The sequence below is a fragment of the Shewanella decolorationis S12 genome (genome assembly GCF_000485795.1).
In the GTDB taxonomy this organism is placed as follows: Bacteria; Pseudomonadota; Gammaproteobacteria; order Enterobacterales; family Shewanellaceae; genus Shewanella; species Shewanella decolorationis.
The window spans coordinates 130,413-155,538 of the sequence record NZ_AXZL01000069.1; the positions used below are offsets into that span (position 1 = coordinate 130,413).

Here is a 25,126-nt window from a genome sequence, read left to right on the forward strand (position 1 = left end):
CCAGCAATCGCTGGCTTTTTTATTTTATCTTATTAATAAACCTAAAATATTCGCTAACAACTTCCTTTAACACTCTCGCGAAGATCAATGATATATCACTCAAACTTCATTTCAAGTTAACACAAATGAAACATAATTCTTGCACCCTGTTTTGAAAATATGTTATTTAATCGCTGACAAAACATACAACAACAGGAGGTTACCATGGATCGTTTAGATTATGGTTGTGCGCTAGATGAAGTCGTAGAAAGACCCGATCGCTCGCGAGGCTCCAATAAAAAGCGTAAGTGGCGAGAAATTGAAGCGTTAAAGGACAAACATCGTTTACTCAAGGAACTTCAAGAGATTGATAACAACTTTGATTACGATATAGACGCTATCCAGTTGTAACCCGTTGTTTATATACAGCCTATATATAGTGAAAAAGCGCCATTGGCGCTTTTTCTATTTTTACGCGCTAACCTACTCGGATGTTTTGAGATAAGAACGTAGTTCATCAAATGCCTGCTGCTCACGGTCAAGAAACAAAGGATCGTCGATTAAAGATACTTGGCATTGCTGCTCAATCACTTTCCAGTCTTGCTCAGTTAAGGTTTTTGCAAGTAAAGGGAAAATTTCCCGCTCTTCCATTTGCATATGCTTCTCTTGCAGATCAACATATTCTGCAAAATCGGCAATCAATTTATCCCTAGCAACAACTATATCGCTCAAGATAAGATTTAACGTGCCCATAAGCGCCGAAGAAGCCGCGGTAACTACTTGATGCTCTGCGCTTAACTTATCAATTTCATCATTCGCTTTGTGCGCCAAATAGTATGTATAAATAATGTCTTCTACAGGATGATGGCTTCGCTCAGCATATCCTTGCATATACTCAACTATGTCCCGAACCACGATAAAATTAATGGCTTCGCCTTCAGCTAATTTCATCTGTTTGTTTTTCAAGACATTCAATAGCACTGCTATATGTTTATGATCATGCATGAGTCTTTTAAGCATATCGCCTCCTGAACTTGGGCTTTGACTATTGATACTAGTCAAGTCGTTTATCGATCTCCAATATAGCAGGCGAATTCCTGTTCGCTTTATGACCATGATCAAGTAATTAACATTACGGCCTGTAAAAAGGTTAGATAAATACCACTACTTAACGAATAAAAGACGCACGTCAGCGGGGCATAACGCAACTATGCCCCGCTAATTAAGATGGAGTTGAACTATTGATGAAGGCGCTGCTGTAACGCTTTAAATTTTTCTACTGCACCAAGATCTTCAGAAGCGATTTCAGTCTTACTTTTCGACAACTCAGGAAATTGCTCCACTAAGCGCTGCTCAAGTGCTAAGGCTTCCTGTATTTGTTTCGAGTCAATCAAGGCCTGCAAACGTGTTAACGACGCCATCAGTACACTTTTATCATGTGGTGCAGCCGCTACGGCTACCTCATTCTGAGGCAATGCCCGTGCTATTTGCCGTAATGCTCGAGACTCGGCTTGCTGATTTTCCTGCGCAGACATCTTAGCCTGTGCCTTTATCACTTCCCTTTGCCGATTTTGTGTGGCGGCCTCTTCCACTTTGGCTTGATGCGCCATCTCGGCTTGCTGCGCAGCGTTATCTAACTGAGTTTGAGCGGGCATTGGCGCACTCATAGTCAAAGCGGCTGGCGCGACTAACTCCTCTTCAAAATAGCCTCGGTTAAGGGTCACTAAACCAACGACAAGCACTAAGGAGGCGGCGCTCGATAACGCCCATGGGAAACGGCGCCACACGGGCGTAGCTACAGGCTTAAGTTGGCTCACATTCATTTCAGCTAGGCGGGCCTGTGATAGGCGCAAAATATCTTGGTCGAGCCTCTCAGGCGGCATTTCCAGTGCTTGTTTATGATACCAAGCCGAGACTTCCTGACGTAGTGCCTCTTCTTCCGATGACAGAGTGGAATTACTCATGGCCAACCTCCTGCCATTTAGCATTGACACAATCTTTTAAGCTTTGATACGCGTAACGAATGCGGCTCTTAGTCGCCTCGAGTGTTACCCCGGCAATATCGCTGATCACTGCTGCGGTAAAGCCCATTTCGATATTGAGAATAAAGGCCTCTTTTTGCACTTGGGGTAACAGGGCAATACAGGTCTTCAGTAACAGGCTCTTTTGCGTTTCCTGCCAATGCACATCGGGCTGCTCATGCTCCGCCCCCACAAAAGTATCTAGCCCTTCCTCGTTATCGTGGCTGACTAGATCTACTGGCTTAACCGCTCTGACATGGTCAATCAACAGATTATGGGCAATCCGATAGAGCCAAGTATTAAACTTGGCGCTCGGCTCATAGTTGGATGCTGCACGGATCACCCGTCCCCAAGTTTCTTGATATAAATCTTCGGCTAACTGTTTGTCGCCGAGTTGGCGTACAAAGTAACGGTACAAAGCGCCTTTGTGTTTAAGATAAAGCTGCTCAAACGCTTTGCCATCGCCCTTGGCATAGCGCAGCATTAACTGTTCATCGGTATGCTCATGGGCATGCATTTGCGGTATCGCCAGGGCCATGGCAGCTCCCTAATGGTTAACTAACTGAAATATAATAATTTAACTCATTGCTGATGCGGTTTATCCTCGGGCGGGAAAGGTTTATCTCCGGCATCAAAGGATTTTTTGATTGGCGCTCGCTGTGTTTGTGCGAGTGCCGCAGCTGTATCGACAAGTTGCATAAATTCATGTCGATAGCCGCTGGTATCTTCCCCCAGCGCAGAACGTGTGAGCGCACTAAGCTTATTATAATCAAATTGATGCAAATAGTGGCTTTGATTCAGCAACTGTCCTAATCCTGCCACCGCAGCGGCAAAACGAAAATCATCACTCGCCTGCGCTAATGATTTTACCCTTTGGTCTGCTCGAATCGGATAACTCAGTAACTGGCTTTGAGCCTCATCCGGTAGCTGATAACGTAATTTAAGATAGGCGATTTCGTCGCGGCTATATTTTTCATTACCCGTTTTGGGATTATAGCCATAGCGAAGTTTATCATTGGCCAAATTGCCCGCATCCACATAACGCAACTCGTAAAGCGCCGTGACTGTATGCCCAGCGCCAATTTCGCCCGCATCCACCTTATCGTTATTAAAATCCTCCCGCGCGAGGGCGCGGTTCTCATAGCCAATCAAACGATACTCGGCCACAAGGGCGGGATTAAACTCAACCTGCACTTTCACCTCTTTAGCTATAGTGAGTAAGGTTGCACTTAACTGTTCCACCAGCACTTTTCTCGCCTCATTGATAGAATCAATATAGGCATATTGCCCATTGCCCTTATCGGCTAATTGCTCCATCAGCTGGTCATTGTAGTCGCCCATGCCAAAACCGAGTGTTGTTAGCCCTATGCCCTGTTGTTTCTGCGAGCTAACTAAATCGATTAACTCATCAAGGTTGGTCGTGCCGACATTAAAATCACCATCGGTCGCGAGAATGACTCGATTGATGCCGCCTTCAACAAAGTGTTTCTGCGCTAATTGATAGGCAAGCTGAATCCCCTGCGCCCCATTGGTTGACCCCCCCGCACTGAGCTGCTCTAACGCATAGTTAAGGGTTTGGGTATCGTTACCAGCTGCGCCATCTAACACCACGCCAGCAGCGCCGGCATAGACGACAATCGAAACCTTATCCTGAGCATTCAGTTGCTGAGTCAGCATTTTCAAGGCAGTTTGCAGCAGAGGTAACTTATCGGGCGATGCCATCGACCCAGACACATCCAGCAGAAACACTAAGTTACTGGCGCCCAGTTCAGCTTTACTCTGCTCATATCCCTTCAAACCGATGCGAAGTAACATCATGTCATCGCTATAGGGCGATGGCGCAAGCTCGGTCGTAACACTAAAAGGCGCCTCATTTTTCCCAGGCAGTGGATAGTCATAGGAAAAATAATTGAGCATTTCCTCAACCCGCAGCGTGTCCTTCTGTGGTAATCGCCCTTCCTTTAGCATTCGCCTTAATGTCGTGTAACTACCAGTATCGACATCGATAGCAAAAGTGGAAACTGGGATTTCCCCCGCAACCATGATGCCGTTTTGCACTTGCTTCTCGAAGCGATTACGAACGGGTGGCACAGCCCCCGGCCAATCGCGGTTTAACGCTGGTGCCGCACTGATACTGGCAGCAGGTTGCGCCATATAGGCTCGATTCTCTGCACTCATTGTCCGCAGTTTTGCTGACGAGGCTTGTCCATGCATGACGATTGCGGCATCTCTTTGTCTATTGGCCTGACGCACCGCCCTTTCATCAAGCTCTGCACTTTGTTTAAGCGCCGCCTGTTGCTCGGCGGCAAGTTTTGCTTGAGCGGCTAATTCAGCAGGGTTTTGCTGTTCTGCAGTTTTATCACTACAAGCACTCAATCCAAGTAATACAGCGAGTGTTAATCCCGAAATAACAAAACTTAAATGCGCTTTATGGCGAAAGACTGAAGATGGATATCTCATGATAGTGACCTAATCAAAGTGTTCTCAATGGTGGATATCCCTATAAACGCCCCCCCGGTACAAAAGGGTTATTTGATGAGAGAAATTGTCACATCCGCTTTACCAAGCACAGTATTTATCAAAAACAAAGACATTTAACCGTCTTTTGCAACTATGATCACACAAGGACATTTTTCTGGACTCTAAAATAGAGCCTTGTAACAAGCCGCGTTTATGGACCCACACGTGTCACACTCTGCTCATTTGTTTTCATTAAGAATTGCCCACGCCCTTAGCGAGGCGTGCGTAAAAGATAAGTATTCGGTTAAACGTTTTGGACAAGATTTGCTGGCGGGGCTCACCGTCGGGATTATTGCCATTCCGCTCGCAATGGCACTGGCGATTGCCAGCGGTGTTGCCCCACAATATGGCCTATACACCGCCATTGTCGGTGGTTTTATCATTGCGATGACGGGCGGCTCCCGTTATAGCGTGTCAGGGCCAACGGCCGCCTTCGTGGTGTTACTCTATCCCATCGCCCAGCAATTTGGTTTGGCGGGGCTGCTCATTGCGACTGTGATGTCAGGCATGATGTTAGTCGCCATGGCGATGTTAAGGCTCGGCAGATTGATCCTCTACATCCCTGAATCCGTCACCTTAGGTTTTACCGCAGGGATTGGGGTAGTGATTGCAACTTTGCAGCTAAAAGACTTCTTTGGCCTGCATATAGAGCACATGCCGGAGCAATATTTTTCCAAAATCATGGCCTTAGGTCAGGCATTACCCAGCCTTCACTTGCCGAGCTTGTTAGTCGCCGCGGCCACCTTAGCCACTATGCTACTCTGGCCTAAATTGAAGATCCCAGTACCAGCCCATCTGCCCGCAATCGCCTTAGGCAGTATTCTTGCCCTAGTGTTAAATGCCATGGGCGCCGATATTGAAACCATAGGGACACGCTTTCATTATCAGTTAAGTGACGGCAGTGTCGGCACAGGTATTCCCGCAGTTCTCCCGCACTTTGAATGGCCTTGGTTACAAACAGGCGCAAACGGTCAAACCTTTGAATTTAATCTAGCCACTTTTCAAGCCTTACTGCCCGCCGCCTTTGCGATTGCCATGTTAGGTGCGATTGAATCGCTGCTGTGTGCCGTGGTACTCGATGGTATGACTGGAAAACGCCACAGCGCGAACAGTGAGCTTCTCGGCCAAGGTATAGGAAACATCATTACCCCATTTTTTGGCGGTATCCCAGCAACGGCGGCCATTGCGCGCAGCGCGGCAAACGTTAAGGCGGGTGCCCAGAGTCCGATCGCATCGATGATCCACGCCATAGTGGTCTTGGTTGGGTTAGTCGCGCTCGCAGGAGTATTAGCCTACTTACCCATGTCAGCCATGGCCGCATTATTATTGGTGGTGGCTTGGAATATGAGTGAAGCCCCCAAAGCGGTGCATTTACTGAAAACGGCACCCACCAGCGATATTTTGGTGTTTTTAAGTTGTTTCTCCTTAACGGTGATCTTCGATATGGTGATCGCCATCAGCGTGGGCATTATCTTAGCCGCCCTGCTGTTTATGAAAGAAATTGCTGAGATGACCAAGCTCTATGATATCAGCACCAATAAACGCTATGTCGATCAACCCCTATCCGCTGACTGGGCGGTGATAAAAATTAACGGCCCATTGTTTTTTGCCGCAGCTGATCGAATTTTTGCCGAAATAGCGAGCCTTACTCAAGACAAACAAGTCATCGTCCTTTACTTAGATGGGGTATCCATCCTCGATGCGGGTGGTCTTGCAGCGCTCAATAAGCTCATCGATAAATGTAAACTTAACCACACTAAGCTGATCATTGCCGATTTGCAGTTCCAACCCATTCGCACCCTAGCAAGAGCTAAAGTGCAACCGATTGAAGGCGTACTGAAGTTTTATCCCACCCTGCGCGAAGCCTTGGCAGAAGCGCCAGTGCCAGAACAGATTGTCGAATCAAGTACGACTACCACTCAGTCACCCTCAAGTTAACCCTTCTTATACCTTGCCCCCTGAAACCTTTAACGGTCTCAGGGGATTTAAGCCCATTCAGCGAACACTTTATCCACGCTAAAAGCGCTATTTTTACGCGCAAAAAACGTCAGAAATCAGGCTTTACATGCTATTATTCTGCGCCATGATGCTCCCGGCTCTGATAGAGGCTGCGGACATCGACTGTACCCAGACCTGATACAAGGTCGAAATATAATTAAAATTAGTGAGTTAAGGAGTTATCATGCAAGCCCTTGTTGCTGTTGTTATGGGTTCTAAGAGTGATTGGCCCACAATGGAAGCCGCCGCTGAGATCATGGATAAACTGCAAGTGCCTTACCATGTTGAAGTCGTATCAGCCCATAGAACGCCAGATAAACTGATGGAGTTTGCAGCCGGAGCCGCTGACCGTGGTTTTAAAATTATTATCGGTGGTGCAGGCGGTGCCGCTCACTTACCCGGTATGATTGCCTCAAAAACTCGCTTACCCGTATTAGGTGTACCAGTACAAAGCAAAGCGCTGTCGGGCATGGATAGCTTACTGTCTATCGTACAGATGCCAAAAGGCATTGCCGTAGGCACACTGGCCATCGGAACCGCTGGAGCCTTTAACGCCGGATTACTCGCCTGCCAAATCTTAGCCAATAACGATGCTGAGCTTGCCGCACGTTTAGAAGCCTTTAGAGAAGAACAAACCCGCGCAGTGCTGGACAATCCCGATCCGAGGGAAGCCTAATGACTCAAGCAAGCGCAAAACCTAAGGTTTGGGTATTAGGTAATGGCCAACTTGGCGCCATGCTGACCCACGCGGGCGAACCTCTGGCGATTGATGTTCGCGCCGTTGATATCATGACGCCAACCGATGAAATCCTGCCGCTGGCACCTCAGGATATCATCACCGCCGAACGCGAGCAGTGGCCCGAATCCGCCTTAAGCTTACAACTCAGCACCCATCCGCATTTTGTTAACGGCCCAGTATTTAGCCGTTTGGCCGATCGTTACAGCCAAAAAAGCTTACTCGATCAGATCCAAGTTCCAACCGCGCCTTGGACACTTGTAGATGATAAAACCGACATCGAAAATCTGTATCAAGATTTTGGCCCTCGCGTGCTAATGAAGCGCCGCATGGGTGGTTACGACGGTAAGGGTCAACACTGGCTAAAACAAGCCGAAGCGGGAGAGATCCCCCATGATTGGCGTAACTTGGCCATTGCCGAACAAGCAATCAACTTCGATGAAGAAGTCTCCTTAGTCGGCGTACGTACCCGTGAAGGTCAATGCGTGTTTTATCCATTAACACTCAACCTGCACCAAGACGGCATTTTGATGGCCTCAATTTCGCCACTGACTCGCCTGAATCACCTGCAAGCCCAAGCGGAAGGCATGCTCAGCGCCATTATGCATGAGCTGGAATATGTCGGCGTGATGGCGATGGAGTGTTTCCGTGTTGGCGATAATCTGCTGGTTAACGAGTTAGCCCCACGGGTGCACAACTCAGGCCATTGGACCCAAGCGGGCACCCATATGGATCAATTCCAACTGCATTTAAGAGCCCTGTGCGGTATTGTGATTCCGCAGCCACAGGTGAACTTTCAATGCGTGATGGTCAACCTGATTGGTATCGAAAACGATCCCCGCTGGTTAAGCCTGCCCAATGCCGAGCTGTATTGGTACAACAAAGAGGTTCGTCTAGGGCGTAAAGTCGGGCACTTAAACCTTTCTGTGCCGAATACTGCCGTGTTAAAAGACAGTATTAGCGCGCTGCAAACTTGGATGCCAAGCCAATACCAAGCGCCACTCGCCTGGATTTTAGCTGAGTTCGCTAAAGCCTAACCGAGCCGCAGACCACTGATAAGGGAGCAATTTTGTTCCCTTATCAGTCGTTTTTTTATCTTCGTTATATACTTATCCATACTCAGCGTGAATGAGTTAGTGATGTAGTGATTAAAGCTGACTAACCGGAGCACGAACAAAGGAACTGCCGAGTGAAATTAAGGGATAATTTTAAACGTAAAACCATAGACCGCCTGGACTATCGCTATCATCTATTGCTGCTGATAGTGCCAATAGTATTATTCGTCTTACTGTTTGTGTTTAATGCTCCCACCGAAGGCTGGACTATCCTGCCGCTGCTGTTTGTCTGTCTTATCTATGTGATTGCCTACAGCCTCATTTACTACCTGCACCAAGGGCGCTTAACCCGTCTATGGCAACACTTAGAGCAAGTGGTGAGCATTAACGACGCCATTTACGAGCTTGCCCATCTATCGAGCCAGTATAAAAATGAACATGCGTTTCTCGATGCACTGCTGAATAAAGCCGTTTGCATCATTAACGGGGCCGAAATGGGTAGCATCATCAAAGTCAATGAAGAGACCCATAAACTGCACTTCGAATCCGTTGTAGGGCTCGATCTTCACATGCTCAAGCAATTGAATTTTTCCCTCGAGCAGTCCTTCGAATATCGACTCACTAAGGGCAAATGCGATCGCGTGGTGGTAGTGGATGATATGAAGAACATCAATGCCGCCAGTACGCTCACTGGCGAAGAGCAGCACATCTTACTCACCGCGGCTAAGCAACCGATACGTTCTACGCTCTCAAGCCCAATACGCATCGATGGCAAACTCTATGGCATGCTCAATCTCGACAGCAGTAGTGTCGGAGCCTTTAGTGATTACGACCGCAATCTGGTCTCTATTCTCACCCATGAAGCCAGCAATGCGATTGCCCTGTACCAGAAGTCATTGCAAATCACTAAACTCGCCAACTTCGATAACTTAACCGGACTCTATAACCGTAAAAACTTCGAAGATGCTCTGCAACATTGGCAACCTAAGGCTCATCTAGGCAGCTTTTTGGTGATTATCGATATGGATAATCTCAAGACCATTAATGATCAGCATGGGCATCAGGCGGGCGATATGGCCATTAAGCGAGTAGCGAATACCATACTGAGCTATTGGAAGCATAAAGGCATTATCTCGCGCTTCGGGGGTGATGAGTTTGTCGCCCTCTGCCATGGTCCATTAGAGCTGCTTGAAAGCGATTTGGATGCTATGCGCGTCAAGTTACACCAAGAGTCATCCTTAAATCTTAACTTCAGCGTGGGTATAGCCGCATACGACAATGATTGGGCAAAATCATTTAAATTGGCAGACCAAGCCATGTATGAGCAAAAACGCGGTAAGAAGAAAGCGGTAAAAGCACTCGAAGCGATTGCGGCCAATAACCAATTGGCGCAGTAGTGGCATCAGGAGCTTATCAACCATAAGCTCCTAAACGCATGAATGTTACTAGCCAAAGAATAAGCGCCATAGCCAAGAAGAATCTAAATCCTCCTGACAGGTTTTATATTGAGCAGCATAGCGCTTAGCCCTGTCATCCACCTTAGCCGCAACTTTAATTAGCCACGCCTTAGACTTATATGTCCCACGGCGATAGCCTCCCCACCCTTCGTGATAGTTGAGGTATTGCGCCCTCGCATCCCACTTGGAAACTCCATTGATTTTATTGGTCTTGTAAATAAACCAGCCCATAAAATCCATGGCATCATCAAAATTACTGCGAGAAGACCAACTGTTTCCCGTCTCGCGAACATAATCATCCCAGGTCATGGTTTTTGCCTGCGCGTAGCCATAGGCATCACTGGCTCGCCCGATGGGAATAAACCCTAAAAAATATTCCATTGGCGGCGCGGCATTATGCTTGAAGGAGCTTTCTTGATACATCATCGCCAGTGGTACATGCACAGGCACGCCCCATTTATCACGGGTGTCCTTTGCGGCTTCGTACCATGAACGATGCTCTTGAAAAATATCGCAAAGGTTATCGGGAGATTTAGGCGGAGAAGTGGCGCAGCCAGAGAGTAACCCTATGGATGCACATAGCAGAGTTGTCGAAAGCCATTTCATTCAGCGCTTGTTCTCCCAAGAAATAAAACTGGCCCATCATCCCACAGTCATAGGGTGAGGCAAAGCGCCAATCCTGTTTTTGGCGCTAAGATCACCTTAGCGCCTATTATCAGGCCAAACTCATTAACAGAAATCACAATCCATTGTTAAATCTGACTATTTCGTTTCAGGGCTGAGATCAAACTGGCATTCATGGTTTTCTTGCTGCCACACCCCAGGCTCCCAATAGTCGCTATCCTTGCCCATATAGCGCTTATCCGTGTGGAATAAAGCGCCAATATGGTAACGCTGATGCCCTTCCACCATTAACTTAAAGGTTTTAGGAGTACGCGCACTGAGAGAAACCCCAAGAGAAGGATCATCAATCAGCTCAGCGACCGTGAACTCATATTCCCCCGGCGCCAATTGATAGTTAGGTTTCGACACCACGGGCTTACCATTGAGATGGGTCACCACTACGCGATACCAATGGGTGCTGGCATCGGGCTGTAAATACCCAGACACAGTGCCGCAACTTAAGTTATCTTCAGGCGAAGAGGCACAACCAGACAACAATGCCGTGAGTCCGAATAGACTGGCGGCTAGTGTAAGTTTGTGCCCGGTTAAATAGTGACTCATTAGGATGAAGTTCCGAAATAGTCCGTCAGATAATCATCAAAGGATACCGCACTTTGCGCCGCTTCGATGTCCGCTTGCTTGTTAAGCGATGCTTGCGCCTCGGCTTGATAATCGCTGATAACCTCGGCTGATAAGGGATAATCCATAAAGTATTGGTGATATTGCTGAGCCAATGACATCACCCACTGCCCATGATCTTGCCCCTTGGTTACCAATTGCTGAAGCACTTGGCCCGACAAGGTTTTTTGTGGGTCATTTACTGCTTCACGCCAATGGGCTAAGGCCGCTTGGTAGTCCTGCTTATCGCCATCGAGTAACTTGGCCAATGAATCCAAATGCTCAAACAGATCCAAGAGCAAACTCTGCAATGGCCGCGTGCCCGAATCGGTCAGCAGCTCAAGCCCTGGCTTACGGCCTTCAAGCACAACAGACTTTAAGTTAGCACTTAAACGTGCTTCCTCTGCGGCATCTGATTTAAGAGAATCTGTTAATAAACAATAGAGTAAGAACAGGTCGAGGAAACGCACTTGGTCCTCTTCAATCCCAATCGGGCTGAAGGGGTTCACATCTAATGCACGCACCTCAATATACTCAACCCCTGCACGTGCAAGGGCTTCGGAGGGCTTCTCACCACTTTTGGTGACGCGCTTAGCGCGGATAGGCGAGTAAAATTCGTTTTCAATTTGCAGCACATTAGCATTGAGCTGGCGATATTCACCATCCACCTTCACGCCGATATTGGCAAAGTTGGCCGATGGCATCTTAATCGCGGCTCTCACCCCAGCCAGATACTCGGGCAGGGAGTTATAACTGATATTGAGATCTTCCTGCTCTTTATTGGTGTAACCCAGATCGCTCATCCGCAGCGAAGTCGCATAGGGTAGATACAGGGTGCCGCGACCCGATTTTTCAAAGCGTAAATCGGTCTTCTGCCCTTTGATAAAGGAGCTGCACAGCGCAGGCGATGCCCCAAACAGATAAGGTAATACCCAGACTAAACGGCGGTAATTGCGAATAAGGCCAAAGTAAGATTCGGAGATAAAATCCTCGAAGCTCACGCTTTTATCACTCAACTCATAGAGGCTTTGCCACAGTTCCTGCGAAACCGAAAAGTTAAAATGCACCCCAGAGATAATCTGCATCAGGGCGCCATAACGGTAGGTTAAACCTTTGCGATACAAGGTTTTCATCTTACCCGTGTTCGAAGTGCCATAACGGGCGATCGGGATATTCTGCTCATCCTTCACGTAACAAGGCATACTCACGGGCCACAAGCGCTGACCATGCAAATGACGTACGCTAAAGGCATGGGTCTCGGTCAAGCCTTGCAATAGCGGCTCAACCTGATTATTCACTGGAGTGATAAATTCAAGCAGTGCCTCACTATAATCTGTCGTAATGCGCGAATGCGTTAATGCCGAGCCAAGCTCTACTGGATGACCATCTAACGCAAGGTAACCTGACTCGTCGATACGCAGCGCTTCACGCTCAATTCCACGTAACATGCCAAGGAGTGCGGCACGCCCTTGAGCGTCCGAGAAATGTTGTACTAATTCATTGAATGGCTTCAATTTGCGCTTCTCTGATTGGTGATTCGCTATCGCGACAAGGTTAACAGTCAGACCTTTATTTTGAGGCTTATCTTTCAAAATACGCCTCAAAATAAATCTAAACCTGTCCATTGGACAAGCCTAATTACATTCTTCTGCGATAAAACGCAGACGGTGACAGCTAATGCTGTCACCGCCTTGCTCGTTAACACTTTAGACTGCAGCGAGGTTGTGCTGCGCAATTAGCTTGTCTGCAATTTATATTGGGTCGAAAAGCTAATTTACAATACTAAAGTTTCAATTGGATAGCCTAAAGTTGCTAAATCTGCTTCAATTTTAGCCTTATCTCCGACGATTAAGATGATCATTTTCGAGATATCTAGCTCGGAAGCCGCGAGGGCATTGAGTTCATCTTTTGTTACAGTATTTATAATTTTGTCCTGCTCGGTAGTAAAATCTTGGCTCAGCTGGTAACGCTGGATCATCCGCATAAAGCCAGCCTTCTGATAAGGCGTCTCATAATCCAATGCTTGCCCTTGGGAAACCGAGCTGCGCATAAAGCCTAGCTCAGTATCTGTCATCCCATTCTGCTGATAGGCTTTGATTTCTTTGATAAATTCATTTACTGCCTTGGCCGTCACATCGGTACGCACATCACTTGAGGCCACAAAGTCACCGACTTCCACGCCACCGGTAAATGAGCTGCGAGCCCCATAGGTATAGCCCTTATCCTCACGTAGGTTAAGATTAATTCGGCTATTAAAGGCGCCACCAAGCGGATAGTTCATCAGGTAAGATTTAAAATAATTACCTGTTGCATCATAGGGTAAGGCACGTTTGGCTATATTGATCACCGACTGAGCTGCGCCCGGTTTATCTATCAGATAAATCGTCCCGCCCTTCAGAGCAGGGAATGACTTGAGTGGCGGCAATGTACTCGCCTCCCCTTGCCATTGACTCAATCCCGCGAGCTTAGGTAGTAATGCACTTTCAGGCAGATTCGCTACTGTAATGATTTTAGCGTTCGCCCCACGGTACTGCTCGGCGTAAAACGCCTTCACATCCGCAAGTGTCAGCGCAGCAACGGAATCTAAGGTCCCTGCATCGCTCACACCTAGGGCGTTATTCTTACCATAAAGTAAGCTATACAGCGCAGAGTTAGCGACATACCCAGGGTCTGACTGCATATGCTGAATTTGCTGCAATTGTTGCTGCTTCACCCGCGCAAAGTCGGCCTCGCTAAACGCAGGCGTGAACAGCTTTTCTTCCAATATGGCTAAGGTTTCATCCAAGTGCTCGGTAAGCGCCGATACCTTAATTGTGCTTTGGGTTTCGGAGGCACTAAAGTCCACCGTACTGCCGAGCATCTCAAGCGCCTGCGACAACTGCTCGGTTGAGCGCTTTTGCGTCGACTCATTCAGCATCTCGGCGGTCAAGCTTGCTAGACCCGCCTTTTCAACGGGCACTAATCTGTGTCCGCCGTTAAGATAAATCACTAACTCTACTGTTGGGGTTTCGCTGCTTTGAGTGCCCATCACTTCGATGCCATTGGCTAACTTAGTGCTCCAAATTGTCGGGACTTTAAGCACGGGCGCCGCGCCAGAGGCTGGCATTTTGGAGCGGTCGAAACTTGACCCCAACTTAGCAGTGGGTAAATCGCCCTCTACAGCCGTATCTGCCACAGGCAAGGTTTGAGGGGTAAAGTTATCCGGATGAGCGACTAAAGCCGTCATTCCCTGCGGCACCACACTCATCACCACCATGGGCTTGTCTTTGATGTACTTTTTAAATACCCGCATCACATCATCTTTAGTGACGTTAGCGTAACGAGCAAGGTCGGAAGCAATCTTATTCGGCTCACCAAACATGGTTTGATTCAAGGCAAGCATAGATACTTTGCCTTTTACGCTCTGCAGGCCAAAAATGGTATCGGCCTCAAACTGTACTTTCACTTTTTGCAGGTCATCGTCGGTGACGCCGCGCTGCTCAAACTCATTAATTGAGTCGAGAATACGCTGCTCAAGCTCGGCTAAGGTTGCGCCCTTTTGCGGATTGGCTAAAGCATAAATCGACATCTGACAGGCTAACTCTTGGCAGGGTTGGCTCACGCTTGCCTGCACGGCATAACCGTCCTTCACAAGGTTTTTGTAAACGAGTGAGGTCTTACCGCCACCGAGAATATTAGCTAATAAGTCCAGCGCAGCTTCATCGGGATGGCTGGCATACACAGTCGGAAAGCCTATACGGATCAGCGGCAGATGCACGTTATCTTCCATCGAGATATAGCGCGTCTTATCGAGCGTAACTAAGGTCTTAGGCTCAGGTTGAACCTCGGGGCCACGGGGGATTTCGCCAAAGTATTTGTTTACCCAGGCTAAGGCTTGCAGCTCATCAAAATCGCCGCCAATCGTTAACGTGGCGTTATTCGGGCCGTACCAGCGCTGGAAAAAGTGTTTCACATCATCCACTGTGGCGCGGTTAAGATCCTCTGGCCAGCCGATCACAGGCCAAGAATAGGGATGACCGACCGGGAACATCGCCTGATTAAAGCGCTCGCTCATGCGGCCATAGGGTTGATTATCAATGCGTTGAGCACGCTCGTTTTTCACTGTCTCGCGCTGCACTTCAAACTTCTCGCTGGTCAGCGCCGGCAACAAAAAGCCCATACGGTCAGACTCGAGCCACAACATTTTTTCGAGCTGGTTGCTAGGGACTGTCTCAAAGTAGTTGGTTCTGTCGGTATTAGTGGAACCGTTCAGCGTACCTCCGGCCTCGGTCACCACCTCAAAATGTTGTTCATCGGCAACGTGCTCAGAGCCCTGGAACATCATATGTTCGAATAAATGGGCGAACCCAGAGCGACCAGCGAGTTCACGGGCTGAGCCGACGTGATAAGTCACATCGACATGCACTAAGGGATCGGAATGATCTTGATGCAAAATAACCGTTAGCCCATTGGCAAGCTGATATTTTTTAAAGGGAATACCGACTTCAGAGTCCTTCAGTTGCACATTTTCAATTAACTTTATGCCCGCGGGTAATTGAGTTGAGGTTTGGGTGGCACAACCTGCGAGTGCGGCGGAAATCGCGACCGCTAATATCCATTTTTTCAAGGTATTCCCCTTATACATCAATAGGCTAAAAAATTAGCCCCTGTAGAATGCTCGGTATCAATAATGAGTTCTGACTCTTTAATCCCTACAAAGTTCCAAGTAATACAAGGACTTCCTTTGTAGCCTTATCGTCCTTTAACCGAACAACACATTTAAAAACTAGCTAAACCAATGCAATGTGGCGGCCGCCACAATAAGGTAACGCAGGGTTTTGCCGATCAAAATCATCACTAATGCGGTGAACGCCCGAAGCTTTAACCATCCCGCCAATAAACATAATAGATCGCCAATCACTGGCGCCCACGACAGCAATAACGACCAAACACCGTAACGCTCAATAAGGGCTAAGGCTTTGGCATGCTTTCCTTCACTTAGCGCCTCGGGGGACTTTGCAAACCGGCCGATGCGCCCTAGATAAAAACTCGTCATCGCCCCTAAGGTATTACCCACACTGGCCACCACCACTAATGCGACCCAAGCTTGCGGCGCTTTATTCAGCAACGCAATCAGTAAAACTTCTGATCCTCCCGGTAACAAGGTGGCGGCTAAAAAAGCCCCAGAAAACATCATACTTAATTCAGACATAAAAGCTTACTCTATGAAATTACAGCTCTTTCACGCTCACAAACAGAGAACTACCACAGCGTTAAAAGGATGTAGCGACTAACCATTTCACAACAAACTCATTTATCACAATAAGTTATAAGAAAATCGGTTTGTTATAACCCTATCACAGCCGATACAATGCCTTTAATGGCAAAAAATGTCCTGTACCTAACTCGTCGCTTGGTATAAGTTCATTCACTTCAAGTGGATACTCATACTAGCATCTCAGGTCCATGGGCTTGTAATGATATATTTTTGGAAAACGCATGATTCTTCAAACCATTAGCCGCATTCCTTTTTGGCAAAAAGTTCTCGCCGGCTTTATTTTAGGTGCGCTCGTTGGCGTACTTTTAGGTGAAACCGCTACCGTGCTTAAACCCCTTGGTGATTTGTTTATCAGTGCCATTAAGATGCTGGTTGCGCCACTGGTCTTTTGTGCGATTGTGGTCAGTATCACCTCGCTCGGCTCTCAAACGAATCTCAAACGCTTAAGTCTTAAGACCTTAGGCATGTTCATGCTGACAGGCACTATCGCCTCACTGATAGGTTTGGCTGTTGGCTCGCTTATCGATATGGGCGGCACAATGCAACTGGCCACCACAGAAGTGCGTGAGCGCAATATTCCAGGGTTTGCGCAGGTGCTGCTCGATATGATCCCAGTGAATCCCTTTGCCTCACTGGCGGATGGAAAAGTACTGCAGATCATTGTATTTGCCGCATTAGTCGGGATCGCCATCAACAAAGTTGGTGAGAAAGCAGAACCACTAAAACGCACCATCGAAGCGGGTGCAGAAGTCATGTTCCAACTGACACGCATGGTGCTTAAACTTACCCCTATCGGCGTGTTTGGTTTAATGGCTTGGGTAGTCGGTGAATATGGTTTATCGACCCTATTACCTCTAGGTAAGTTTATCGCCGCTATCTATATTGCCGCTCTTATCCATATGATTTTTGTGTATGGTGGCTTTGTAAAATTAGCAGGATTAAGCCCAATACAATTTTTCCGTAAAGCGATGCCCGCTCAGTTAGTGGCTTTTAGTACCTCTTCTAGCTTCGGCACTCTGCCCGCCAGCACTAGAGCGGTTGAAACCATGGGTGTTTCAAAGCGTTATAGCGCCTTCGTTATGCCACTCGGCGCCACTATGAACATGGATGGCTGTGGTGGTATTTACCCTGCGATTGCTGCGATTTTTATCGCTCAAATTTACGGTATTCCACTCGACACCTTAGATTATGTGATGATTGCCGTTACAGCCACAGTGGCCTCTGTGGGTACTGCTGGCGTGCCAGGCAGCGCCATGGTGATGTTAACAGTGACCTTAGGTGTGATTGGTTTGCCCCTAGAAGGTATCGCCTTTATTGCCGCAATTGATCGTATTATCGATATGATCCGCACCGCGACCAACGTCACTGGCGATATGATGACCGCAGTTGTGATTGGTAAATCAGAAAATGAGTTGGATATTGAACAGTTTAATGCCAAAGATACGGAGGCAACATTAGCCTAATACCTAGGGATTGCATCACTGTATACAAAAAAACCACCTTAACTAAGGTGGTTTTTTTAGCCCTTTTAAAAGCCATGCATGCTATTACTCACCCTAAACCAGCCAGCAATACTATTACGTTGCGCTTGGGTTTTAGTCACTTCATGCGGGAAGCGCTCGCTTAAGAAAATCACAAAGTGGCCCATTTTAGGCGTGATGCGTTCAATCTCATTATCGGCTTCATCGTAAATAATCAACTCGCCACAATCTGCAGGCGTCCAATCCGGATTTAAGAAAAACACCGTGGTTAAGATACGGTTTTGACTGCCTTTTAGCGCATCCACATGCTTCTTATAAAAAGCACCGGGTTGATACACAGCATAATGACTTTCATAGTCGAACAATCCCATAAATAAGCGACGATTTAAGCCATCCTTTAACTGCGTCATCAAGTCTAAATAGAGGCTGTCTGGCTCGCTCTGCTCCTCCAGCCACTGGATCCTATCACGGCGGATATCGGGGTTGAGTTGCTGCTCTGCACCACGTCCAATCGAAGCCGCTTTGAGCTCGTGTATTTCTGTTGTTTGGATTTTTTCCAATAATACTTGGCTAATGGGGTGAGGAATTAACTCGGGTAAAAAAATATAGCCTTTGTCTACCAAGGCGTCAGCGATCACATCCAGCACTGCTTCACTTAATTGCGAAACCATTAATGCTACATCCAATAATAAGAGGCTACGCTTTAGCTGTACTCAAGGGCTCAAAGGAGGGGGAAACTGAGCCTGATTTTCGAGGGGCGTCGATACGGGATAAAGAAGTTATCCCACAGTCAAATTTGGCGCGATTTTAGAGTAAAGATTATCGAAAAACAATAGCGTAAAAAAGGCTTGATAGGTTGCCCTACCAAGCCTTTGGCCTTTTTACAATGAATCGTTTAATCGACTAAACCACGGCGCTTTAATAAGGCATCGGTCGTGGGTTTTTGACCGGTAAAGTGGATGTAATCCTGCATCAGATCTTCGCTGTTGCCTTTAGACAATACCGCTTCACGGAACTTATCGCCGTTTTCGGCTTTTAAACCACCATGATTGCCCATATAAGCAAAGGCATCGGCGGCAAACACTTCAGTCCACAGGTAAGCGTAATAACCGGCAGAATAGCCACCGGAGAAGGCATGGCTAAAATAGCTCGACTTATAACGCGGTGGAATTGGCGCGAAATCGAGGCCGTGTTTGGCTAACACTTGATGCTCAAACTGTTCCACATCCTTAATTTGGGTGTCGGCACCAATCGAGTGCCATTCCATATCCAGTAATGCAGCCGCTAAATACTCCACAGTATCAAAACCTTGACCAAATTTATTCGAGGCTAATATCTTATCGAGTAGGGCTTTTGGAATAGGCTCGCCAGTTTGATAATGTTTGGCGTAATTGGCAATGACCGCAGGGTCAATGTTCCAATCTTCGTTAACTTGAGATGGAAACTCCACAAAGTCGCGCGCAGTAGAGGTGCCCGCCACACTTGGGTATTTCACCTTGGAGAATAAACCATGCACCGCATGACCAAATTCGTGGAACATAGTGGTCACTTCATCGAAGGTCATCAAGGTTGGACCGTCAGCAGGTTTTGGGATATTCAGTGCGTTATATACCACAGGCTTAGTGCCTAGCAGGCCGCTTTGAGTGACAAATTCATCCATCCACGCGCCGCCGCCCTTACCTTCACGGGCATAAGGGTCAAGATAGAACAAACCAATAGAGCTGTTGTCTTTATCAAAAACCTCAAAGGCGAGCACATCGCTATGCCATACTGGTAAATCGGTGCGCGGTTTAACGCTGATGCCGTAGAGTTTGTGCATCGCGAAGAACAAACCATCCTTCAGCACAGAGTTAAATTCAAAGTAGGGTTTGATGCTGCTCTCATCCAGGGCGTACTTTTGCTGACGCACTTTCTCGGCGTAATAAGCCCAATCCCAAGGTTGTAATTCAAAATTACCGCCGGCCTTTTTGATTTCAGCTTGGATATCCGCCGCATCAGCCTTAGCATGAGCCAAGGCTTTAGGTGCCAAGTCATCTAAAATTTCATACACGGCAGTTGGCGTTTTAGCCATTTGGTCGGCCACCGCATAGGCTGCCCAAGTATCAAAGCCGAGTAGATTGGCTTTCTTGGCGCGCAGCTGCGCCATCTTCACGATTAAAGGGCCATTGCTGGCAACGGCGCGGTGAGCCGAGGTTTCCCAGACTTTTTGGCGCAGTTCGCGGTTATTTAAACTGGCTAAGATAGGCTGACGAGTCGTGTTCACTAAGGTGATCAGGTAACCCGTTTTACCCGCCGCCTGTGCTGCGGCCGCTAAGGTGGCGATTTCGCTGTCAGATAAACCGTCCAGTTGTGCTTTATCGGTCACAACAATCACATCGTCTTTAAATGACTTTAAGCTGTTTTGGGAAAACTCAGTCGCAAGGGTCGCTAACTCAGCGTTAAAGTCGCGCATTTTGGCTTTATCGGCATCGGATAATTTAGCCCCAGCACGTACAAACTGCTCGTAATAAAACTCGACCAGACGCTTATCTTCGGCATTTAACCCAGCACGTTGCTGATATACAGTTTCGACACGGGCAAATAAACTTGGATCTAAGTAAATGTTATCGCGGTGAGCCGATAGCTTAGGCGCTAAATCCGCCTCGGTTTTTTGAAAATCATCGTCGGAGATTAACCCCGCCAGATTGAAAAAGGTACGTGACACTCGAGTTAACAACTCACCCGAGGTTTCCATGGCTAAAATCGTATTCTCGAAGGTTGGCGCCTGTTTATTAGCAATAATGGCGGCAATTTCAGCCTCATGTTCTTTTATACCCTGCGCAAACGCGGGGGCATAATCCGAACTCTTGATCAGATTAAACTGCGGAGCTTGATCCTGCAGTGGACTCTTACTTAATAACACGTTGGTCGCATCAGCTTGAGTCGATGCAGCAGCTTGTGTCGCAACCGCATTGGCGGCTTCAGTATTTGCAGCCGGTTTTTCTGAGCAAGCGCCCAATAACAATGCCGCGGCCACGGCAGTAGTAATAACAGACTTACGCATAGGAACTCCCTAGAGTGTTACTGCCCTGTCTTTATATTTTTTAAGTGAAAGGTGCGAGTAACGGATTTTGGCTTCTCTTCCAACTAATGCTTCTTCGAGGCACAGTCGTCGACGCACAACCTTAGCAAGTTAAGCGAGCTTCGGCCAAGTTTTCAAAGCCAAGATTTGAGGGGAATTTGTATCTCTTTATGTGTGATAGAAGTCAAATTACGCTAGCGAACAAGCTTTGCAGGCTTTTTTTCGATTGGAGCAAACTCCCAGCACAGCGAACAATAAAATATCTTATAAAAATAATCTAAATTAAAATAAAAGCTTAGAAAAAAACACCTAACCTAAAGTGTTAAATGTCGCCTGATATCCTTCTAATTATATGCAAAGCATAAGTCATAAATTCAATAAATATTAATTTTTATTAACATAAAGCGGTTAACAATAAATTAACCTTCAATAGGGGAAGCTTCAGCACCAAATTGGTTCACAAATTAATCAATCAAGCTAATTGTCACAATTTTAAGCAAGCTTTATCCAATTAATGTCACATTCAGATCATCAAATGTCTTTATAATTCCCCTCTGTTAACTAAGTGGCGCAGAAACTTAACCGTTATAGCGTCATCAATTAACAGGATGATGGGCATGTTCTTAAAAGAACATGTATTAGGGTCAAATAAATATAAATAGAGAAAACGATGTTAAATAAAAAACTACTCGCGGTGATGATCACTGCCGCCCTAGGCGTGAGCGCCTGCGGCTCGGATGATGAGCCAATCGTTCAAGCGGATTTACGTGTGTTAGAAACCACGGATCTGCACACCAATATCATGGATTTCAACTACTACAGCGGTAAAGAAGACCCAACTATCGGTCTGGCACGTACCGCAAGCCTGATCCATGCCGCCCGTAAAGAGGCCAAAAACAGTGTACTCGTAGATAACGGCGACCTGCTTCAAGGTAGCCCTATGGGTGACTATATGGCTAAAGTCGGCCTACAAATGGGCGATGTTCACCCCGCCTATAAAGCGATGAATCTATTAGATTACGAAGTAGGTAACATCGGTAACCACGAATTTAACTATGGTTTAGATTTTTTAAATAAATCACTTCATGGTGCAGAATTCCCTTATATTAACGCCAACGTCTATTGCGCAGACGATAATGGCTGCTGGAATGATGTGAAAAAAGGCGAACATTTATTCACCCCATATATCATTAAAGAAAAACAAATCGTAGATAGCGAAGGAAATAACCAAACCATTAAGATTGGTTATATTGGTTTTGTGCCACCACAAATCTTATTGTGGGATAAACAAAATCTTACAGGCAAAGTAACGGTTGAAGATATTGTTGCGACTGCCAAGAAATATGTGCCTGAAATGAAAGCGAAAGGCGCTGATTTGATTATCGCAATCCCCCATTCTGGTATTGGTTCGACCGAAAATCCTGGCGATCCTATGGCAGAGAACGCAACCTATGCCTTGACCTATGTCGACGGTATTAATGCCATTCTCTTTGGTCACAGCCACTCCATTTTCCCCGATGCTAAATACGCCGACTTACCTAACACAGACGTGACTAAGGGTCTGTTAAATGGTGTACCAGCCGTTATGCCTGGCCGCTGGGGTGACAACTTAGGTGTGGTCGACTTTAAACTAGAGCGTAAAGACGGTAAGTGGTCAGTACTCAGTGCCACCACTAAGGCACGTCCTATCTATGATGGTGCAACCAAAACACCATTAGTCGTAGCTGACGCCGCCATCCATGATGCTGTCGCCGCCGAGCACCAAGGGACACTCGCCTTCGTGGATGAGCCAATTGGGGTTGCTGCCGCCGATATGTATAGCTTCTTGACCTTAGTGCAGGACGATCCAACCGTACAAATCGTTTCTGACGCGCAAATTGCCAACGTCAAAGCCAAACTCCCCGAGGCATTAAAAGATCTGCCCGTCTTATCGGCTTCTGCGCCATTCAAAGCCGGTGGTCGCCACGGTACAACCAGTGATGCAGACCAATACGTACAAGTGGATAAAGGCGCATTGACCTTTAAAAACGCCGCCGATCTTTACCTCTACCCCAACACTATGGTGGCGGTCAAAGCGACGGGGGCTGAACTGAAAGATTGGCTGGAGTGTTCGGCTAACCAATTCAATCAAATCGATCCTAGCAAGACCACGCCGCAGGAGTTAATCAACTGGGATGGTCACCCAACCTATAACTTCGACGTGCTCGATGGCTTGACCTACAAGATTGATGTGACACAACCAAGTAAGTTCGACCGCGACTGCGCCGTTGTCAATGCCAATGCTAACCGTATCGTCGATTTAAGCTATACAGATACCAGCGGTAAAGTCTTCACTGGCGAAGAGTTTGCGGCCAAAGAATTTATCGTAGCCTCAAATAACTACCGTGCCTTTGGTGGCAAGTTTGCAGGTACAGGCAGTGATCATGTGGTACTCGAACTGCCTGATACTAACCGTGAAGCCTTAGCGGCCTACATCACGGCACAATCTAAGTACAACGAAACCACAGGCAAGTATGATGGCATGGTCAACCCAAGTGCTGACTACAACTGGGATTTCAAAACCATCAGCACTAATGTTGCGTTAGATATTCGCTTCCAGACCCAAGATAGCGATAAAGCCGCTACCTTTATCGAAGCAAATAAACAACGCGAAATGACCAAGATTAGTAAAGATGAACTCGGTTTCGCCGTGTACCGCATCAACCTAAGCCAAGATAAAGCGAAGTAATTTGCGTTATTGTGCTTAGGTTAAGCCAAGGTCAGGCATAACGTTGTCTCGTACTTAAGCAAGAAAAGGCTCCCAGTGAGCCTTTTCTTTATTCTATATCGCAGCCAAATATCGATGATATATATCGTGCTTTGGGCGCGCCTTTTGATGATCAACTTAGCTCTCCACTTTGTGTTAACGTCCATCTCACTTATCATTAGTGCGTGATATCAACCAAGAGAAAGCCTATGAAATCCCCTGCTATCCTGTGCGCATCCGCCATACTGATTGCCAGTCTGCAACCCGTTTGTGCCGAAGTTCTCCTGCAGCTGCCGAATGATGTCGATCTGTTAACCGTGAATGGACAAAAGCCATTAAGCACCTCGCCAGTCACGCTGAGTGATGGCTTGAACCAAATCGCGTTTCGCTACAATGCCCAGTATCGCAAACAGGCTAATTCGGTACGCTATCAATCGGACGTACTAATCATCCGCTTTAATGAAACCGACCAAGCATTACAGCTCAAATTACCTAATATCGACTCGGCTAAAGCCGCAAAGCAGTTCGATGAGTCACCCTCACTTACGCTTTTAGATAAGCACAATCAAGCGATTAGCTTTGACCAAGACAGATTAGTGAAAAACGGGCTTCAGATAGGCCGAAACTTCGAGCAAGAAATCTTTCAATACAATCAAGGCCAACATCCCGCTTCGATAACGCTTGCCGCAGTGCAAAGCCAGCCTCAAATATCAGCGACAACGAGAGCACCAACTCTGCCAGCAGCCAGTACAGCGCCATCAACAGCCGTAACCATTAGTACTACTGAATCAGCACAAGGCGCAGCGCCTGACTCGCCGACTCAAGCCGAAATCAGTCATATGCTGGATTATTGGTATCACCTCGCCGATGACGCCACCAAAGCAAAATTCAAGGCCAAAATTAACGAGCAATAAGCGTTTTACGAAATAGCGAAATAGCGAAATAGCGAAATAGCGAAATAGCGAAATAGTAAACCAACACAGATAGAGCAGCCTAGGTTGCTCTTTTTATTAGCCTCATTGCGCTGTAAATACGCAGTATTTAGCCATAATTGAACACGAAGAAGCTTGTCTTCGTAGCTGGGGAGCCTGCTTAGCTGGTGGGGCGACCAGCATGGATGGTGGAAGTGTCAATATTAGAGGAACATTTATTGACCGACATCGAGGTAGCTTTTCGCGGAGCGTATAAACACAAAAGCCCTAGCTGTTTAACTAGGGCTTTTGTGTTTATTTAGGCGCTTGGCGATGACCTACTCTCACATGGGGAGACCCCACACTACCATCGGCGCGATTGCGTTTCACTTCTGAGTTCGGGATGGGATCAGGTGGGACCACAATGCTATTGTCACCAAGCAAAAAATTGTCTGGAACAATTTTTAACGCTCTTTAGCGCGGCCCGTTAGGGTCAACTACAGGGAGGTAGTTGATAAATTCTTATTCCAGTAAATTCGGAAAGCTGGTTTGAGTTACACTTCTTAAGTGTTCATATTCAAGCTAAGTGCTTGTAAAACCCATCTGGGTTGTATGGTTAAGCC

At 47.0% G+C, this 25,126-nt stretch carries 19 protein-coding genes and 1 rRNA gene; 8 read left to right on the forward strand and 12 right to left on the reverse strand.

The annotated features are described in order from the left end of the window. The first annotated feature begins 204 nt into the window (after positions 1–204). Positions 205–390, forward strand: coding sequence for a DUF3545 family protein (locus SHD_RS13535; protein WP_007650190.1), 186 nt, complete (start codon positions 205–207; stop codon positions 388–390). 72 nt (positions 391–462) lie between these two features. Here the strand turns inward: SHD_RS13535 and SHD_RS13540 are convergent, their stop codons facing one another. From SHD_RS13540 to SHD_RS13555, 4 genes are all read right to left on the reverse strand, one after another. Next, positions 463–999: a hemerythrin domain-containing protein gene (locus tag SHD_RS13540; RefSeq protein ID WP_039978393.1), complete on the reverse strand. Its 537-nt coding sequence runs from the start codon at positions 997–999 to the stop codon at positions 463–465. 218 nt (positions 1,000–1,217) lie between these two features. After that, positions 1,218–1,943 carry a hypothetical protein gene (locus tag SHD_RS13545; protein ID WP_023267632.1) on the reverse strand — a complete coding sequence of 242 codons (726 nt, stop codon included), beginning with the start codon at positions 1,941–1,943 and terminating at the stop codon, positions 1,218–1,220. After that, entirely contained in the window at positions 1,936–2,538 is a 603-nt protein-coding gene (locus SHD_RS13550; RefSeq protein WP_023267633.1) for a sigma-70 family RNA polymerase sigma factor, read from the reverse strand. Before SHD_RS13550 ends, SHD_RS13545 begins: the two co-directional genes overlap by 8 nt. Before the next feature lie 44 nt (positions 2,539–2,582). Further along, positions 2,583–4,460 (reverse strand): vWA domain-containing protein, encoded by a 1,878-nt coding sequence (locus tag SHD_RS13555; protein ID WP_023267634.1) that lies wholly within the window; start codon positions 4,458–4,460, stop codon positions 2,583–2,585. Positions 4,461–4,685: 225 nt separating this feature from the next. Between SHD_RS13555 and dauA the strand changes: the two genes are divergently transcribed. The 4 genes from dauA (at position 4,686) to SHD_RS13575 (ending at position 9,706) form a co-directional block, all read left to right on the forward strand. Continuing rightward, complete coding sequence (dauA, locus tag SHD_RS13560) at positions 4,686–6,458, forward strand: C4-dicarboxylic acid transporter DauA (protein ID WP_039978394.1); 1,773 nt, start codon at positions 4,686–4,688, stop codon at positions 6,456–6,458. Between the two features lie 244 nt (positions 6,459–6,702). Beyond that, a complete protein-coding gene (purE, locus tag SHD_RS13565) occupies positions 6,703–7,194 on the forward strand; it encodes a 5-(carboxyamino)imidazole ribonucleotide mutase (protein WP_011626975.1) in 492 nt (163 codons plus the stop codon). Beyond that, positions 7,194–8,291, forward strand: coding sequence for a 5-(carboxyamino)imidazole ribonucleotide synthase (purK, locus tag SHD_RS13570; RefSeq protein WP_023267636.1), 1,098 nt, complete (start codon positions 7,194–7,196; stop codon positions 8,289–8,291). The genes purE and purK overlap by 1 nt, the downstream gene beginning before the upstream one ends. A gap of 152 nt (positions 8,292–8,443) precedes the next feature. Further along, entirely contained in the window at positions 8,444–9,706 is a 1,263-nt protein-coding gene (locus SHD_RS13575) for a sensor domain-containing diguanylate cyclase (protein ID WP_023267637.1), read from the forward strand. A gap of 48 nt (positions 9,707–9,754) precedes the next feature. On the opposite strand, the gene SHD_RS13580 is transcribed toward SHD_RS13575, so the two are convergent. The 5 genes from SHD_RS13580 to SHD_RS13600 form a co-directional block, all read right to left on the reverse strand. Continuing rightward, positions 9,755–10,372 carry a transglycosylase SLT domain-containing protein gene (locus SHD_RS13580; protein ID WP_023267638.1) on the reverse strand — a complete coding sequence of 206 codons (618 nt, stop codon included), beginning with the start codon at positions 10,370–10,372 and terminating at the stop codon, positions 9,755–9,757. Between the two features lie 156 nt (positions 10,373–10,528). Beyond that, the gene (locus tag SHD_RS13585; protein ID WP_023267639.1) at positions 10,529–10,990 is read right to left on the reverse strand and encodes a hypothetical protein; all 462 of its coding nucleotides are present in this window, start codon (positions 10,988–10,990) and stop codon (positions 10,529–10,531) included. After that, positions 10,990–12,639, reverse strand: coding sequence for a glutamate--cysteine ligase (gene gshA, locus SHD_RS13590; RefSeq protein ID WP_039978402.1), 1,650 nt, complete (start codon positions 12,637–12,639; stop codon positions 10,990–10,992). The genes SHD_RS13585 and gshA overlap by 1 nt, the downstream gene beginning before the upstream one ends. Positions 12,640–12,821: 182 nt before the next feature. After that, entirely contained in the window at positions 12,822–15,671 is a 2,850-nt protein-coding gene (locus SHD_RS13595; protein WP_023267641.1) for a M16 family metallopeptidase, read from the reverse strand. A gap of 141 nt (positions 15,672–15,812) precedes the next feature. Next, positions 15,813–16,238, reverse strand: a complete 426-nt coding sequence (locus tag SHD_RS13600) for a YqaA family protein (RefSeq protein ID WP_023267642.1) — start codon at positions 16,236–16,238, stop codon at positions 15,813–15,815. A gap of 287 nt (positions 16,239–16,525) precedes the next feature. Here SHD_RS13600 and SHD_RS13605 point away from each other — a divergent pair, with 287 nt between their 5' ends. Next, positions 16,526–17,767, forward strand: coding sequence for a dicarboxylate/amino acid:cation symporter (locus SHD_RS13605; RefSeq protein ID WP_023267643.1), 1,242 nt, complete (start codon positions 16,526–16,528; stop codon positions 17,765–17,767). Positions 17,768–17,832: 65 nt separating this feature from the next. Here SHD_RS13605 and SHD_RS13610 read toward each other — a convergent pair whose 3' ends face one another. Next, complete coding sequence (locus SHD_RS13610) at positions 17,833–18,456, reverse strand: 2OG-Fe(II) oxygenase (protein WP_023267644.1); 624 nt, start codon at positions 18,454–18,456, stop codon at positions 17,833–17,835. Positions 18,457–18,680: 224 nt separating this feature from the next. Further along, positions 18,681–20,828: a M3 family metallopeptidase gene (locus SHD_RS13615; protein ID WP_023267645.1), complete on the reverse strand. Its 2,148-nt coding sequence runs from the start codon at positions 20,826–20,828 to the stop codon at positions 18,681–18,683. 688 nt (positions 20,829–21,516) lie between these two features. Between SHD_RS13615 and SHD_RS13620 the strand changes: the two genes are divergently transcribed. Next, positions 21,517–23,574 (forward strand): bifunctional 2',3'-cyclic-nucleotide 2'-phosphodiesterase/3'-nucleotidase, encoded by a 2,058-nt coding sequence (locus SHD_RS13620; protein WP_023267646.1) that lies wholly within the window; start codon positions 21,517–21,519, stop codon positions 23,572–23,574. Between the two features lie 227 nt (positions 23,575–23,801). Beyond that, positions 23,802–24,506: a DUF2057 domain-containing protein gene (locus tag SHD_RS13625; RefSeq protein WP_023267647.1), complete on the forward strand. Its 705-nt coding sequence runs from the start codon at positions 23,802–23,804 to the stop codon at positions 24,504–24,506. Positions 24,507–24,828: 322 nt separating this feature from the next. Here SHD_RS13625 and rrf read toward each other — a convergent pair. Next, positions 24,829–24,944 (reverse strand): 5S ribosomal RNA (gene rrf, locus SHD_RS13630). Positions 24,945–25,126 lie beyond the last annotated feature (182 nt).

What these genes read in the sequence shown, in the direction of transcription:
- SHD_RS13535 (WP_007650190.1), top strand. Translation starts at nt 205, where the DNA reads ATGGATCGTTTAGATTATGGTTGTGCGCTAGATGAAGTCGTAGAAAGA.
- SHD_RS13540 (WP_039978393.1), bottom strand. Translation starts at nt 999, where the DNA reads ATGCTTAAAAGACTCATGCATGATCATAAACATATAGCAGTGCTATTG.
- SHD_RS13545 (WP_023267632.1), bottom strand. Translation starts at nt 1,943, where the DNA reads ATGAGTAATTCCACTCTGTCATCGGAAGAAGAGGCACTACGTCAGGAA.
- SHD_RS13550 (WP_023267633.1), bottom strand. Translation starts at nt 2,538, where the DNA reads ATGGCCCTGGCGATACCGCAAATGCATGCCCATGAGCATACCGATGAA.
- SHD_RS13555 (WP_023267634.1), bottom strand. Translation starts at nt 4,460, where the DNA reads ATGAGATATCCATCTTCAGTCTTTCGCCATAAAGCGCATTTAAGTTTT.
- purE (WP_011626975.1), top strand. Translation starts at nt 6,703, where the DNA reads ATGCAAGCCCTTGTTGCTGTTGTTATGGGTTCTAAGAGTGATTGGCCC.
- purK (WP_023267636.1), top strand. Translation starts at nt 7,194, where the DNA reads ATGACTCAAGCAAGCGCAAAACCTAAGGTTTGGGTATTAGGTAATGGC.
- SHD_RS13580 (WP_023267638.1), bottom strand. Translation starts at nt 10,372, where the DNA reads ATGAAATGGCTTTCGACAACTCTGCTATGTGCATCCATAGGGTTACTC.
- SHD_RS13585 (WP_023267639.1), bottom strand. Translation starts at nt 10,990, where the DNA reads ATGAGTCACTATTTAACCGGGCACAAACTTACACTAGCCGCCAGTCTA.
- SHD_RS13595 (WP_023267641.1), bottom strand. Translation starts at nt 15,671, where the DNA reads ATGTATAAGGGGAATACCTTGAAAAAATGGATATTAGCGGTCGCGATT.
- SHD_RS13600 (WP_023267642.1), bottom strand. Translation starts at nt 16,238, where the DNA reads ATGTCTGAATTAAGTATGATGTTTTCTGGGGCTTTTTTAGCCGCCACC.
- SHD_RS13605 (WP_023267643.1), top strand. Translation starts at nt 16,526, where the DNA reads ATGATTCTTCAAACCATTAGCCGCATTCCTTTTTGGCAAAAAGTTCTC.
- SHD_RS13610 (WP_023267644.1), bottom strand. Translation starts at nt 18,456, where the DNA reads ATGGTTTCGCAATTAAGTGAAGCAGTGCTGGATGTGATCGCTGACGCC.
- SHD_RS13615 (WP_023267645.1), bottom strand. Translation starts at nt 20,828, where the DNA reads ATGCGTAAGTCTGTTATTACTACTGCCGTGGCCGCGGCATTGTTATTG.
- SHD_RS13620 (WP_023267646.1), top strand. Translation starts at nt 21,517, where the DNA reads ATGTTAAATAAAAAACTACTCGCGGTGATGATCACTGCCGCCCTAGGC.
- SHD_RS13625 (WP_023267647.1), top strand. Translation starts at nt 23,802, where the DNA reads ATGAAATCCCCTGCTATCCTGTGCGCATCCGCCATACTGATTGCCAGT.